Source organism: Arthrobacter methylotrophus, assembly GCF_039539965.1.
Classification (GTDB): Bacteria; Actinomycetota; Actinomycetes; order Actinomycetales; family Micrococcaceae; genus Arthrobacter; species Arthrobacter methylotrophus.
The window spans coordinates 1,711,226-1,723,501 of record NZ_BAABED010000001.1 but is presented as its reverse complement, the minus strand read 5'-3'; the positions used below and the strand labels follow the sequence as shown (position 1 = coordinate 1,723,501).

The following is a 12,276-nucleotide window of genomic DNA, read 5'->3' as shown; positions in this document are numbered from 1 at the left end:
GATACGATGTCACGGTCCTGAACGGAGAGAAAGAGAACATGACGAACGTAGTGACAGATCAGCCCGGAGCCCGCAGCGTGCTCATCACCGGCGGCAACAGGGGCATCGGCCTCGCCATCGCCAAGTCGTTTCTGGCTAACGGAGACAAGGTTGCGGTCACCTACCGCAGCGAAACAGAACTGCCCGAAGGCATCCTGGGTGTGCAGGCCGATGTCACCGACGCTGCCTCGATCGACGCGGCGTTCAAAGAGGTTGAGGCTGCCCATGGCCCCGTCGAGGTCCTCGTACCGAATGCCGGCATCACCAAGGACACCCTCTTGATGCGAATGACCGAGGACGACTTTACCTCGGTTCTGGACGCCAACCTGACAGGGGCCTTCCGCGTCATTCAGCGCGCCACCAAGGGCATGATGAAGCTGCGCAAGGGCAGGATTGTGATGATCTCCTCGGTGTCCGGGATTTACGGTGCCCCGGGCCAGGTGAACTACTCAGCATCCAAGGCCGGCATGATCGGCATCGCCCGTTCCATCACCCGTGAGCTGGGTGCCCGCGGGATCACCGCGAACGTCATCATGCCCGGCGTAGTGCTCACAGACATGTTCAACGAAGTTTCGGACGACGTGAAAAAGAAGTACATGGAAGACATCCCGGCAGCCCGGTTCGCCGAGCCGTCCGAGATCGCAAACGTTGTCCGCTGGCTGGCCAGTGATGAAGCGTCCTACATTTCGGGCGCGGTCATTCCGGTCGACGGCGGCGCCAGCATGGGCCACTAAGCAGCGCACAAGGTTCCGACAGTAGAAAACCCCGGCTGCAAGAGCATCCGGGGTTTTCTGGGCTTTGCTCCTAGATGATCAGGAAGCGATGGCGCCCCGCGCCGTCCTGCGTTCGTCGCGTCCGACCGGGCAGACGTTGCTGGCCGCCCGCCGGATGACCTTGCGTTCGAAGCGGTGGCCGTCAGGACAAATCCAGTGCACCACCTGGTGACTGTTGACCGTGACGTCAGCAGGATTCATAGTGTTCCGCTCCGTGTCCCAGAACGGAACCAGGTCGGGCCGCTTGTCAGCCAGGGATGTTCCCGGCTTCGGACCCTTGTAGCTGATTGCCGCGGCGCGGCGCACGTTAGCGCACACCGGACAGCCTTGTCCCTGGTGGCGTCGTGCCACCTGTGAGTTGTACGGCTCGTGACCTTCGGGGCAGTTCCACCAAGCGCTCTTGGGACTGCCGGGGCTGACATCTCCGGGGCCGAAGTCGTTCAGCTCGGTGTTCCATTCGGGGACGAGCTCGGGGTGTCGTTCTGCGAACGTGCCGCGGGCCTTGGCGCGCGCGGAGTTGGCCTGGCCTCCGCGCTGGCGGCCGCAGTCGAGGCAGCCGTTGCCGGCGGTGCGGTTGCTGATGTAGGACTCGGTGGCTCCGTGTCCGTTGGGGCAGATGAACCAGGCCTTCTTGTTTGAGCGCGGGGCAACATCGGACGGCGTCAGCGGGTGGTTTTTCTCGTAGTCCCACTCGGCAGCGATCTCCGGGAAAGCTTCGGCAAGGGTCTTGCCCTTCTTGGGCGCGGACAGCTTTGCCTTGCCGCACTCCGGGCACCCGCGGTTGCGGGTCGTGCGGTAGGAGATTTTGGTCTTGTAGGCGCCGTGGCCGTTGGGGCACAGCCAGGACACCAGGTGGTCTGAGCCGTAGGAGACATCTTCAGGGCGGAGGCTGCCGTTCCCGTCGATGTCCCATTCAACAGCGAACGCCGGGAACTTCTCGGCCAGGGATCGGCCGGGTGCGGGGGTCATGGGACGGGCGGTGCCGGGACGCTGACGCTTCGCTGTGGTGTTCACCCTGCCTATGTGTGCGGAACACCCCGACGCTGTCACCAGCCAAACATCTCCTCGCAGCACTTCCTTGCAGTGCTCTCTCCACCGCCCATCTGTGTGTGGGGGTACCATACAGATATGGATGAAGAGCTTGTCGACCGCCTGGTTCACGAAGCCAAGGAGCTCTCCGCGGAAACGGAGGCCGCCCGGGAGGCAATGATGGCTGCCGCACGCCGGCGGCAGGAGACGATCCTGGCTCTGAAAGCCGCGGGTCTCACGGTCAGGGCTATCGCGGCGCGGCTCGGGAGCAGCCCGTCTGTCATCCAGGACGCGCTTCGTACGGCCATCTCCAGGCACCCGCAGCAGTCCCGGCGCGAGGAGCGCTTCCCTTACGAGCTGCACGTCATCCTCGGAGCCAAGATGCACGAGCAACCCGAACAGCTGCGCGATCTCGCCATGACCAACATCAGACGCATGCGGGAGACGCCCCGGGCGCCGATTGCCGAAGGCTGGCTGGACCGGTGGGAGGAGATCCTCAAACTGCCGGTGGACGAGATGGAGCGGGAGATGCTCAAAGACGACGATCAGGGCAGGGACATGCGACAAATCAGCCCGTTCGCCGGCGCCCTTGACCGGGATGAACGGTTGATCGCCATGAAGAAGGCGCAGCTCCTTGCGAAGGGATGAACTGGAGCACGCAATCCGTGCAGCGACAAGCGTTATCCGCCAGGACCAGGTCATCATCATTGGCAGCCAGGCGATTTTGGGGTCTTACACCGAGGACCAGCTACCGCGTGCGGCGACGATGTCACCCGAGCGAAGCTCATGGCTCATCGGCAGAAAGACTTTCAATTCGTCCATGCCCTGATCGACGCCAGACTCATAGATCCTGCACTCCTCGGGGAACGCGTAGCCTCCATTGACCTCGACAGCGTCGAGAGTGACCAGAGTCGGGAGATCCTGGACTACCGACAACGGGAATCAATCTCCTGGACGCTCAAGGCAGCCGAAACCCGAGCGGGCAAGAGCACGCAGCCGAAGGCTGGCGGCCAGGGCCGGCTGCCCAAAGGGGTGCACGGGACCGGCCAATTCACCTCCACCGTGCACGGGGAGCCTGACGTCCGGCTTTAGGCCGTAGTGCTCAGCTCTCCGGGGCAACTCCGATGATCTCTATGTGGGGTGTCGGATTGCTGGCCCTGGCAGGAGCCGGATCTTATGTGTGCGGCAACGCCCGTGCTCCCGCAGAGCGTCAGGCGGCAGCCGCTGCCGTAGAGGCGCGGACGCTGTAGCTGGCTTGCGACGGGCTGTAGCCGGCTATCGGCAGCGGGTCGGTGCCGGCGAGGATGCCGTCGATGCGCGGGGCGATGTAGTTTTCAATCGTTTCCGGGCTCAGCTCGACGCCGATCCAGTTCCGGCCCAACTTCTGGGCGACGGCCAGGGTGGTGCCGGAGCCGGCGAAACAGTCCAGGACGGTGTCCCCGGGTTCGGTGGCCGCGGCGATGAGCCTTTCCAGCAGGGCCTCAGGCTTGGGGGTGTCGAACGCGGCACCCATCTCGGTGCCGAAGATGGCCTCGGACTCGGCGCGGGCGTCCTCGTTGGTGGGCGAGCCGTTGATCCGGAACGACTGCAGGTTGGTGAGCACTTTGCCCTTGGATTCCTGGGAGACGAAGGACGGGCGCAGCATCTGCCGCGGGCAGATGAAGGCGCCGGGGGTCTCGGCCATCTTGTTCACGGCGTCCTGGCCGTAGCGGAAGGGCCCGGTCATCCGGAAGGCGTTCTTGTTGGTGCCGTTTTCGACGACCAGGTCATCGAGCAGGTCCGAGGTGATCGTCGGGGTGTTCATCGGGCCGGCCGGGATGGTCTGGTCCGGGAAGTTGAAGGTCATGCACCCGGCGGGGAACTCGAGCACGGAGGGCTTGTTGCCCTTGTTGTGGACGGGGATCCGCTTGCCGACCTCGGTAGAGGAGTGCACTAGGGGTGCCATCTTCGACTTGTCCTTGGCGTAGATCAGGATGTGGTCGGTGACGTCTGCCAGGTGGGCGTGCAGGAAGGACCCGCGGTTCTTCTTCTCCCAAATAATCGTGCCGACGTAGTTCCGGTCCCCGAAGACGTCGTCCATGATGCAGCGGACCCGGTGAATGTACTGGTCGTCGAGGTGGACGAAGATGCTGCCGTCCTCGGTGAGGGTGTCACGGACGGCGGTGAGGGTTCGCTCGAGCATGCCCAGCCAGTCCTTCAGCGGTGAGGAGTCGCTGTACTGGGTGAACTTCCGGCCGGTGTTGTACGGGGGGTCCAGAAAAGCCATTTTGACGGTGTTGTGGAGCTGGGTGTCGGCCAGTGCGTTGTCGGCGGTGTCGCAGATAAGTAGGTTCATGGCCTTCTCTATGCGCCGACTTTTACGACGGGTGTCGTTTAAGTGCGAACAAGGGCCTGGCGAACGAGATTGGCCGTTTCGGAGCCGGGCCAAGCCACCCGGGACAGTGCGCATTCAGCCAGCCCAGACGGGCAAACGGCATGTTTCCGCTCTGCTGCAGAGCCCGCTGGTTGGAGAGCCAGATGGCGATGAGCCGCTCCCCTTTGGCGTCGGCGCCCATGTCGGGAAGCCTGCCGTGGCAAAGCACGAAGTCGGAGGCCTCCCGTGCCCGTTCCTGCCAGATGTCATCCGGCGACGATTGCCAGCCGGGTAGATGGTGATCCAGAAAAGACTTCCGGAACGGATCCATGGTGCCGTTCGAATCGGCGACGCGCTGCTCGTTCAACCAGATCCCGGCGCCGCGCTCATAGCTGGACGACGAAGCGGCCGAGGGCCAGCGGCCGTGCTCGGCGAAAAACGCGGCCACGAGTTCGATGGTCTTCTTCTCATCCAGCATCCCGGTCACGCACCTTGTCTGACCTGGAGCCAGCCGACGGCAGCGGCGTCCAGCGCTTCCAGGCGTTCAGTGCCCATTTGGCCGGCCCTGGCCGCGGCGCGCTGGGTCCCCAGCCACCGTGCCAGTGTCTTTTCCGCAGCTACGGCCACGGACGGCCACCTGCCGGTCTCTTCCCTGAAAACTTCCAGGGCCTTGGCCCGGGCGGACCAGTGGACTTCCCTGGCGTCGTGCTCGGGCAGCCAGCCCGGAACGTTCTTGTCCAGCCACTTGCGGCGGGCCTTGGTGAGCCTGTCGGACCGTGCCAGAACGCGCTGGTAGCTCATCCAGCGGTACAGTCCGGTCGCTTCGGCGGTGCCGCCTGCGCTGGCCGGGAGCCTGCCGGAGAAGTCGACGTAGTTGGCGAGGTCTTCGGCCCGGCTCAGCCACAGATATTCCGCGCCCGGTGCGGGTTGGTCCCAGCCGGGGGCTACGGCGTCCAGTGCGGCTTTGCGGTCGGCGGTGAGGTTGCCTGCTGCCGCGGTACGGCGCTGGGATTTGAGCCAGACCTTCAACTGTCCCCGGACTGGTGCGCCGGCGCTACGGGTCTCAGCGAGGAGGGCCAGCTGTGAATTCCAGCGTTCCTGGCGGGACTGCCTCCAGGCGGGGATGCGGGTGTCCAGGAAGGACCGGTGCGGGCCTGCCATGCGGCCCTGCTGGGCTGCGCGGCGCTGGACGGCAAGCCAGCCGGCCATCTCGTCTTCGGCGGGTTCCGCTCCGGGGACGGGGAGGTTGCCCGTGCGCTCTACGAAGAGGGCGACCGAGGCGGCCATTTCGGTCCACGGGTCGGTTCCGTCGCCTGCGGCAGGCTGTTGTGCCGGGGCCTCCGACGGGGCCGGGATCGTCAATGTATTCACACTAGGAAGCATGCGTAGAGACGGCACCCACGGGCGTTGGTCTGAAGGTTTACCCCGCGGCTCTGGACCGCTGGCCGGCCGCGTAGGCGCTCAAGTGTTGGTCCCACGAGGTCGAAGAGTCCACACGAAGGTAGGTGCCGTCGGCGCCGACGATGACGGACCCGCCACCGCTGTCCGGGCTCCAGAAGTGGGTGGCTGAATGCTCCGGAATAGGCCGGCTGTTCCGGAGGGCGTCGTTGAAGCGCAGGCAAAGGAGACGGGCTGCGGTCGTGGCGGTGGCGGTTCTGGTGTTCATGGGTGCCTCTCGTAACGGGCAGGAGCGCGATGAGATGTGCCGGGTAAAGCAGAAACCCGCCGCCCGGATGGGGCAGCGGGTTTCGAAGCTTGCGGCTAGGCTGCGATGAGTTCGCGGACGGGGGCCTTGCGCTCGACCAGGGGGTCTGCGGCCAGTTCGGCGGTCTTGCCGGGGTTGAAGCCGGACCAGTGGTCGATGATGACGCCGTCTTGGTAGACGACAACGACGGGAGCCTGCGTGTGGCCCAAGCCCTTGCAGAACTCGCGGTTCTCGTCCGTGGTGCCGTCGACTTTGGTGACCAGGACATCGGTCTTGGCAAGGGCGCGGTCCATGGCGTTGCACTGGACGCAGCCTTTTGCCTTGCTGTGGATGACGACGGACTTCGGGGAGGTGGAGGGGGTGACGGGTGACATGGTGTCTGCCTTTCGTGGCTGGTAGGTGGTGCTCGGTGGTGGGTGCCGGTAACGAATCTGTGTGCGGCGAAACTGAAAAACGTCAGGAGGCGAGGGCGAAAGCTTCCGCGCTGATTTTGTGGAGGTATTCTTCGGCTGCTGCCTGGCTGGTGGTGACCTTGCTGAACCGGCCGGCGGCGTCCTTGTAGACCTTCCAGGTCGGCTCCGGGTAGGACACCGGACCGGTTTTCAGCATCCGCGGGTCCAGGATGGCTGCCATCCCGAAATCGGACACGGACCGGATGAGCCGGCCCAGGGCCTGCTCGAGGAGCAGCGCGGCGTCGGAGACGTAGACATAGGTGTCCGCCGCCCATTTGCCGATCTGCAGGGCATCCATGATCGCCTCGACGCGGGCGTCGTCGACCGGGTTGCCGGCTGCGCGAGGGATCCGGTCGATGGTCACCAGGGAGCAGGTGCGGCCCTTGGCGTCCACGCCGGTCATGAACGACTTGGTGCCGACCAGCACGGATTTCACGTCGTCGCGCCACAGGTTGGTCAGCTGCTGGGTGGAGAGCCCGTCCCATTGGGAGTAGACGTTCCAGCGGCCTTTCGCGGCGCGGCGCAGGGCGGCGGCGTACGCTTTGCCGGCCGTGGAGTTCGCGGACAGGATCAGCGCCGACCCGGCGTTTGCTTCGACGAGCTCGACGTTTTTCTTGGTTGCCCACGCCTGGTGGAGGGCGCCGTTGAACTTGCCTTTCGTGCCGGGCCGCCATCCCGGGAACATTTCCGGGATCTCCTCCGGCGTCAGCTTGGGAATGTAGAGCAGCGAGTCGTCGTAGGCCTTGTCGAACGGGGACGGGTAGGCGACGTTCTCGGCCGTCAGCCCGACTTGGTAGCCGAACCGGGACGGCAGGGTCGCGGAGACGGCGATGACCGTCATCGGGTACGTCTCGGTTTCCTCATCTACCGACCCCCCGGCTTCCTTCATGGCCTGGACCGTTTCGTCTTCCTCATCCGGCATGGCCGGGGCGGTCCACAGGTTCGTCTGCAGCAGTCCGGAGATGTTCACCGGGGAGGCGTTGGCGCACCAGTACGGGGTCTGGACCTTGGCGTTCGCCGGCGGGGTCTTCTGTTCGATCCAGCGTGCTGTCCCGATCCGGTGCAGCTTGACCTGGCCGACGGCACCGATGAACGCGTCCAGCCGTCCGGAGAGCCGCTTGGCCTTGAGACGGGCCTGGATGTTCTTGGACTTGGCCGCCCCTTCCAGGGCGCTCTTGATGCTCCGGGACCAGGCGATCAGCATGTCGCCGCAGGTGTCGAGCGGGTCGGCGTCCTCCTTGATCTTGCAGACTTCTCCGGCCTTGGTGTACCTGGCCATCTCGGCGAGTTCGTCCTCCAGCTCGATGGCCAGGGCGTTGCCCTCCTTGATGAGACGGCCGACGGCGGGTTCGGATTCGTCCAGGGTTCGGGAAATGGAACGGGTCAGGGACATGACGGCCGCGGCGGAGACTTCGCTGGCGCCGGCGGAGCGGACGTTCGCGGGCAGGGCATGGGCTTCGTCGATCATGATGATGTGGAACTCGCCAAGGGTCTTGTTGCCGATGATGACCGGGACACCCTTGGCGGCCTGGACGGCCAGCATCGAGTGGTTGGTGACGACAATGTCCGCCTCGGCAGCCTTGGTCCGGGCTGCGCGGGGCTTGCACAAGTCAAAGACCGGGCAGGTATCGCCGATGCATTCGGAGGGTCCGACGGAGACGGCGTCCCAGAGCTCAGGGGTTGTATTTCCCTGGTAGGACTGTTTGTCGCCGGCCTGGTCGGCGGGCAACGACAGGGCCCACAACAGCAGAGGCACCCCGGCAACAGGGTCGAAAGGACGACCGTCCAGGAAAAGGTTCTTCTGGTTGGCCAAGCGCTTGAGCTTGGAGCGGAGCGAGGGCAGGGAGGGGCGCATCCCGACGGTGTCGGTCAGGGCCTCGGCTGAGTCCCGCGCAGATTGGCTGCACACGTAGTTGGAGAAGCCTTTCAGGACGGCGACCTTGGGTTTAGTCCCGGTGACTTTCTCACACGCGGCCGCGGCAACGGGGGCGTCCTTGAGCAGGATCTGGGACAGCAGTGCCAGGGATTCGGTGCTGATCACGGTTCGCTGACCGTGTTCGGCTGCGGCGATCATGGCCGGCGCAAGCAGGCTGAACGACTTACCCACACCTGTAGGACAGGCTCCCACCACGTGGCCAGTGGTGCTGATTGCCTCTTCGATGTGGTCAACCAAAGCGACCTGGCCGGGGCGTCCGAGAGCGTCGGGAATTCCGGTGGCGAGCCGGACTGTTTCGGTGAGAGTCTGCTGCATCATGGCGGCATCTATGCTTCCTGCCCGGTGGCGGGCGTCATCTGAAGATGGTGGGACCCGCCCACCTCTTGGGGCGGTGGGCGGGTCCGTGCCGGTGCGGACCGGCGGGTGCGCGTAAGGGTGTGCGGGCCTTACGCAGTTTTGGGGGTACGGAGCGTCTTGGTCTTTTTCTTCGGCTCGGTGCCGGGCTTGAAGCAGACCCCGGTAACAGCGGCCTTGCGCTGCTTGGAATTGAAGAGGTGCTTGAGTCCAATGGTGCGTTCGGTAACCCAGCTGCGGTGCAGGATCCAGGTTTCGCCGAAGAGGATGACGATGTACGGGTTGGAGTTCTCGAAGAGCATCATGGCGAGGCCCAGCAGGGCCGCCCACCGGTACCAGCGCTTCCAGCCGCCGGGCAGCAACGTCATGGTGATGATGCCTGGCAGCACGACCGCCAGCGGGAAAACCCAGCTCATGATGTCCATGCTGAGGAAGCCCGGACCGAGGAGGATCAGCGAGGCGAGGGCGAAGATGTGGGCGAAGGTGAAAGCGGCGGCCGCCACCCAGCGGACAGGGCTGGCCAGCGCCTGGCGGGTGAAACGGTTCTTGATCTTGTCGATGATGTTCATGCTGCTTCAGGTACCTTGACTTCCAGGTCGGTCAGGGACCGGATGAGCCGGTCGAGTTGTTCGTACATGTCGGATTCGTTCAGTCCGAGGCGCTGGCCTTTGAATTCAAGGGCGCGGGCGAAGACGTCGGGGGCCTTGAGGATCGCGATGCGGCGGCCGGCGATCCGTTCCTCGCGGTAGTCGGCGCCGGTGGTGTCGAAGGATGAGTACGCCTCGAATTCCAGGGCGATGAACGCTTCGCAGATCTCCTCGGCCACGCGTGACCAGCCGCGTCCTTTGCCCATGGCACGGACGGAGGCCCTGAAGGAGCGCAGCACGGTGCGGGAGGGGCGGGCACGGTCGGCCAGGATCGAGTCGACCAGGACGCCGGCGACACGGGGCGCGGCGCGGGTGATGGTGTCAATCTGTTCGAAGCTGTAGTCATCCCAGAGGGCCATGAGCCCTTCGTCGATGGCCTCGTACGGTTCGCCTTCAATGAGGGAGCGCATCGCGGCAATGGAGCGGTGGGCCAGGCCCGGTTCGCTGTCGACGAGGTCTTTGAGTCGCTTGCGTTCAATGATCTGGGGCCGGACGAGGGCCGGGACGCTGTAGGCGTGCATGACGGTAGCGGCCTGGGCCGCGAGCTTAGAGGAATCGCGCAGGTGCCGGGTCTTGGAACGCAGCCAGTCGGCAGCGTCTTCCATCTTCTGACTCAGGTGGTTTGGGTCGGTGCGGTCGAAGACGGCCGCGTTATGGAAAGTGACGTAGGAGCTGGCATGCCAGGAGCTGTCCTGCCATTGGCGCATCGGTGACGGGTCCACGAGGGTCATCTTCGATGTCGTGCGGGTACGGATGTTCCGGAGCATCGACAGGTGGCCGGCGCGCAGCAGGTTCCGGGCCCAGCCGGACACCGAAGCGTCCAGCCCGAGATCCAGGTCAAAGCCGCCCGGCTCGGTCTGCATGACTTTCTGGAAGAGAAGCTCCTCCATCTCCAGGGCCAGGTCCTGGACCATCTGGGGCCCGTAGGGGCCACCTTTTTCTTTGGCAACTGCCTGGGCGATGCCGGAGCGGTGGAGGGACTCGGCGATGAGCCGGCGGGCCTCCGGCGCGCTTACAATTCCGTCAGCGTGGCGCTGCAGGATGTCGTGGCATTCGGAGTCAGTGATCAGGGAAGTCAGTTGCACGAAACTTATGTGTGCGGCTGATCTGACAAACGTCATCAACCCTGGCGTGTAACGTCCATCACCTATCGAAACTCCCGGAAGACCAGGGTTTCCACACCGTCAGTTCGTCCACCAAAGCGGCCCGGTCATCGCAAAGGATGCCGGGCCGCCTTCATTCAGGGTTAGCCGCCATAGGCTCCGGTGAACATGCTGGTGTACGCCGCGACGATCTTTCCACCGTCTGCCGATGTGCTGACAAAGGCGGTGTTGGTGCCCGAGGTGCTGGCAGTACCGACCGCGTTCTGGTAGATCCAGGTCTTTCCGGTGTCCGTGGAGGTGTAGACCCCTGGATAGGCGCCGGCTTGACTGCTGGAGGACGACGCGACCATCTTCGTGCCGTCAGACGAGATGGCGAACTGCATGAAGGAGAGGTTGGTCGGGACTCCGGTTGACGCGGGGGCGAACGTGACTCCCGAATCAGTGGACACGCGGAGGCTCGTGCCCATCGCGACGAGGATGGTTTTGCCGTCCGACGAAAGAGCCAAGCCGCCGATGCCATTGGTGGTGGGGCTCTTGCTCCAGGTCACGCCGCCGTCCCGTGAGATGTACAGGTTGGGGTCGTAGCCGTTGGTGGCAGTCATGGTTGTGCCGTCGGCACTCACGTGCACCTGATTCCACATGTCGGAGTATGCAAGGTTGTGCCCTGTCCATGAGGCCCCGTAGTTGTTTGAGGTGTAAATAGCGCTGTCGTACACGGCTGAGATCAGGTTCTTGCTGTCAGCGGATGACCCGATTGCCACAAGCCCGCTGATGGACTGCTTCTTCGCCCAGGTTGCACCCGAGTCGGCCGAGATGTAGATGTCCGAGTTGCTGGCAAGGGCCATGAGGCGTGTGCCGTCTGCGGAGGAGGCAACCTTGCCCCAAGTGGCCGAGGGTGCGGGGAGTTTGGTCCAAGTGGCGCCCGAGTCGGCCGAGCGGTAGAGGCCGCCGTTCTGGGACGCGAAGATCTTCGTCGCATCGGAAGATGCCGCAAGATCATTCCAGGTGCCGGCCGGCGCGGCGGTCCGCTTCGTCCAAACAACGGGGCTGGCGAAGTTGGGCCCTGTCGGCAGGCTGACGGCGATGGAAAGGGTCGGCGTGGACGTGCCGGCGGCGTTTACCGAGCTGACGCGTCCGGAAATCTTGTCGCCCTGGTTGCCCGTAATGACAATGTTCGTGCCCGGCTGGCTTGCTGCCACGGTTGTCCATGGACCGCCATTGACGGAGGTTTCGACCAAGTAACCGGTCGCGCCAGAGGCTACCGCCCACGAGAAGATGGCGCTGGTGTTGGTGGAGAGGGAGCCGGTGAAACCGGAGGGGGCAGCCACGATGTACTTGGCCGGATAGCCTCCCACCGCGGTGACCAGTGTCTGGGTGGAATCAACGGTGGCGCAGCCGGTGTCGGTCGTCGGGGCGAGCTCCTGCGGATCCGGGGTCTTGTTGGTGCTGTAGTACACGTTGCCGGTCCCGGAACGGGCAACACCGGCGTAGCAGGTGCCGGCGGCATCGGCCGAGACCTTGTAGTTGTATCTGCCTGTCGCAGAAACCCTGGCGAATCCGGAAGGGTCCGATGAGTTGTCGGGCGCCGCGGAAAGAACCGCCGGCGGAAGGTACCCGGCAGCGACAAGGCCAGCCGAATCCATGTAGTGCCCGTCTTTGGTTTTGGCTACCGCTTCGGCGGTGCGGATCGCAGCCGTGTCCTGCTTGGCGCCGTTGTCCTGCGCAAAGGGAATGATCCCGAAGATGGCCGCCAGCACACCAGCTGCCAGGATGCCCACGACGACCACTCCGGTGATGATCGAGGGCAGGTCAAAGGCGCCCCGTTCGGAGGCAAGTGCGGGCCGTGGAAAATGTCTGACGAAGTTGGGGGGCGCCATGCTGGGGA

14 protein-coding genes are annotated in these 12,276 nt (G+C 64.5%); 4 read left to right on the top strand and 10 right to left on the bottom strand.

Features of this window, described 5'->3' with window-relative positions; all coding sequences use genetic code 11:
- Positions 1 to 38 precede the first annotated feature (38 nt).
- Positions 39 to 773, top strand: coding sequence for a 3-oxoacyl-ACP reductase FabG (fabG, locus tag ABD884_RS08700; RefSeq protein WP_345054688.1), 735 nt, complete (start codon positions 39 to 41; stop codon positions 771 to 773).
- 78 nt (positions 774 to 851) lie between these two features.
- On the opposite strand, the gene ABD884_RS08695 is transcribed toward fabG, so the two are convergent.
- The gene (locus ABD884_RS08695) at positions 852 to 1,826 is read right to left on the bottom strand and encodes a zinc-ribbon domain-containing protein (protein ID WP_345043429.1); all 975 of its coding nucleotides are present in this window, start codon (positions 1,824 to 1,826) and stop codon (positions 852 to 854) included.
- 114 nt (positions 1,827 to 1,940) lie between these two features.
- Between ABD884_RS08695 and ABD884_RS08690 the strand changes: the two genes are divergently transcribed.
- From ABD884_RS08690 to ABD884_RS08680, 3 genes are read left to right on the top strand one after another with little or no spacing between them, the layout of a single operon-like run.
- Positions 1,941 to 2,489 (top strand): helix-turn-helix domain-containing protein, encoded by a 549-nt coding sequence (locus tag ABD884_RS08690; RefSeq protein ID WP_345043420.1) that lies wholly within the window; start codon positions 1,941 to 1,943, stop codon positions 2,487 to 2,489.
- Positions 2,476 to 2,670: a hypothetical protein gene (locus tag ABD884_RS08685; protein ID WP_345043415.1), complete on the top strand. Its 195-nt coding sequence runs from the start codon at positions 2,476 to 2,478 to the stop codon at positions 2,668 to 2,670. The genes ABD884_RS08690 and ABD884_RS08685 overlap by 14 nt, the downstream gene beginning before the upstream one ends.
- Complete coding sequence (locus ABD884_RS08680; protein WP_345043409.1) at positions 2,628 to 2,933, top strand: hypothetical protein; 306 nt, start codon at positions 2,628 to 2,630, stop codon at positions 2,931 to 2,933. The genes ABD884_RS08685 and ABD884_RS08680 overlap by 43 nt, the downstream gene beginning before the upstream one ends.
- 118 nt (positions 2,934 to 3,051) lie before the next feature.
- Here ABD884_RS08680 and ABD884_RS08675 read toward each other — a convergent pair whose 3' ends face one another.
- From ABD884_RS08675 to ABD884_RS08635, 9 genes are all read right to left on the bottom strand, one after another.
- Positions 3,052 to 4,176 (bottom strand): site-specific DNA-methyltransferase, encoded by a 1,125-nt coding sequence (locus tag ABD884_RS08675; protein WP_345043404.1) that lies wholly within the window; start codon positions 4,174 to 4,176, stop codon positions 3,052 to 3,054.
- A gap of 22 nt (positions 4,177 to 4,198) precedes the next feature.
- On the bottom strand, positions 4,199 to 4,672 hold the full coding sequence (locus tag ABD884_RS08670; RefSeq protein WP_345054684.1) for a hypothetical protein: 474 nt from the start codon (positions 4,670 to 4,672) through the stop codon (positions 4,199 to 4,201).
- 5 nt (positions 4,673 to 4,677) lie between these two features.
- Positions 4,678 to 5,565 carry a helicase associated domain-containing protein gene (locus tag ABD884_RS08665; protein ID WP_345043400.1) on the bottom strand — a complete coding sequence of 296 codons (888 nt, stop codon included), beginning with the start codon at positions 5,563 to 5,565 and terminating at the stop codon, positions 4,678 to 4,680.
- 49 nt (positions 5,566 to 5,614) lie between these two features.
- A complete protein-coding gene (locus ABD884_RS08660) occupies positions 5,615 to 5,860 on the bottom strand; it encodes a hypothetical protein (protein ID WP_345043393.1) in 246 nt (81 codons plus the stop codon).
- A 95-nt stretch (positions 5,861 to 5,955) separates the two neighbouring features.
- Entirely contained in the window at positions 5,956 to 6,273 is a 318-nt protein-coding gene (locus ABD884_RS08655) for a thioredoxin domain-containing protein (protein ID WP_345043388.1), read from the bottom strand.
- An 82-nt stretch (positions 6,274 to 6,355) separates the two neighbouring features.
- Positions 6,356 to 8,605 (bottom strand): ATP-dependent DNA helicase, encoded by a 2,250-nt coding sequence (locus ABD884_RS08650; protein ID WP_345043383.1) that lies wholly within the window; start codon positions 8,603 to 8,605, stop codon positions 6,356 to 6,358.
- A gap of 128 nt (positions 8,606 to 8,733) precedes the next feature.
- A complete protein-coding gene (locus ABD884_RS08645; RefSeq protein ID WP_345043376.1) occupies positions 8,734 to 9,210 on the bottom strand; it encodes a hypothetical protein in 477 nt (158 codons plus the stop codon).
- Positions 9,207 to 10,373, bottom strand: a complete 1,167-nt coding sequence (locus ABD884_RS08640) for a hypothetical protein (protein WP_345043370.1) — start codon at positions 10,371 to 10,373, stop codon at positions 9,207 to 9,209. The genes ABD884_RS08645 and ABD884_RS08640 overlap by 4 nt, the downstream gene beginning before the upstream one ends.
- A 161-nt stretch (positions 10,374 to 10,534) precedes the next feature.
- Positions 10,535 to 12,268, bottom strand: a complete 1,734-nt coding sequence (locus ABD884_RS08635; protein WP_345043364.1) for a WD40/YVTN/BNR-like repeat-containing protein — start codon at positions 12,266 to 12,268, stop codon at positions 10,535 to 10,537.
- Positions 12,269 to 12,276: the final 8 nt, after the last annotated feature.

Bases quoted from the DNA above. Each gene is read 5' to 3' on its own strand.
- ABD884_RS08680 (WP_345043409.1), top strand. From the start codon at position 2,628: ATGGCTCATCGGCAGAAAGACTTTCAATTCGTCCATGCCCTGATCGAC.
- ABD884_RS08690 (WP_345043420.1), top strand. From the start codon at position 1,941: ATGGATGAAGAGCTTGTCGACCGCCTGGTTCACGAAGCCAAGGAGCTC.
- ABD884_RS08660 (WP_345043393.1), bottom strand. From the start codon at position 5,860: ATGAACACCAGAACCGCCACCGCCACGACCGCAGCCCGTCTCCTTTGC.
- fabG (WP_345054688.1), top strand. From the start codon at position 39: ATGACGAACGTAGTGACAGATCAGCCCGGAGCCCGCAGCGTGCTCATC.
- ABD884_RS08675 (WP_345043404.1), bottom strand. From the start codon at position 4,176: ATGAACCTACTTATCTGCGACACCGCCGACAACGCACTGGCCGACACC.
- ABD884_RS08645 (WP_345043376.1), bottom strand. From the start codon at position 9,210: ATGAACATCATCGACAAGATCAAGAACCGTTTCACCCGCCAGGCGCTG.
- ABD884_RS08635 (WP_345043364.1), bottom strand. From the start codon at position 12,268: ATGGCGCCCCCCAACTTCGTCAGACATTTTCCACGGCCCGCACTTGCC.
- ABD884_RS08670 (WP_345054684.1), bottom strand. From the start codon at position 4,672: ATGCTGGATGAGAAGAAGACCATCGAACTCGTGGCCGCGTTTTTCGCC.
- ABD884_RS08655 (WP_345043388.1), bottom strand. From the start codon at position 6,273: ATGTCACCCGTCACCCCCTCCACCTCCCCGAAGTCCGTCGTCATCCAC.
- ABD884_RS08650 (WP_345043383.1), bottom strand. From the start codon at position 8,605: ATGATGCAGCAGACTCTCACCGAAACAGTCCGGCTCGCCACCGGAATT.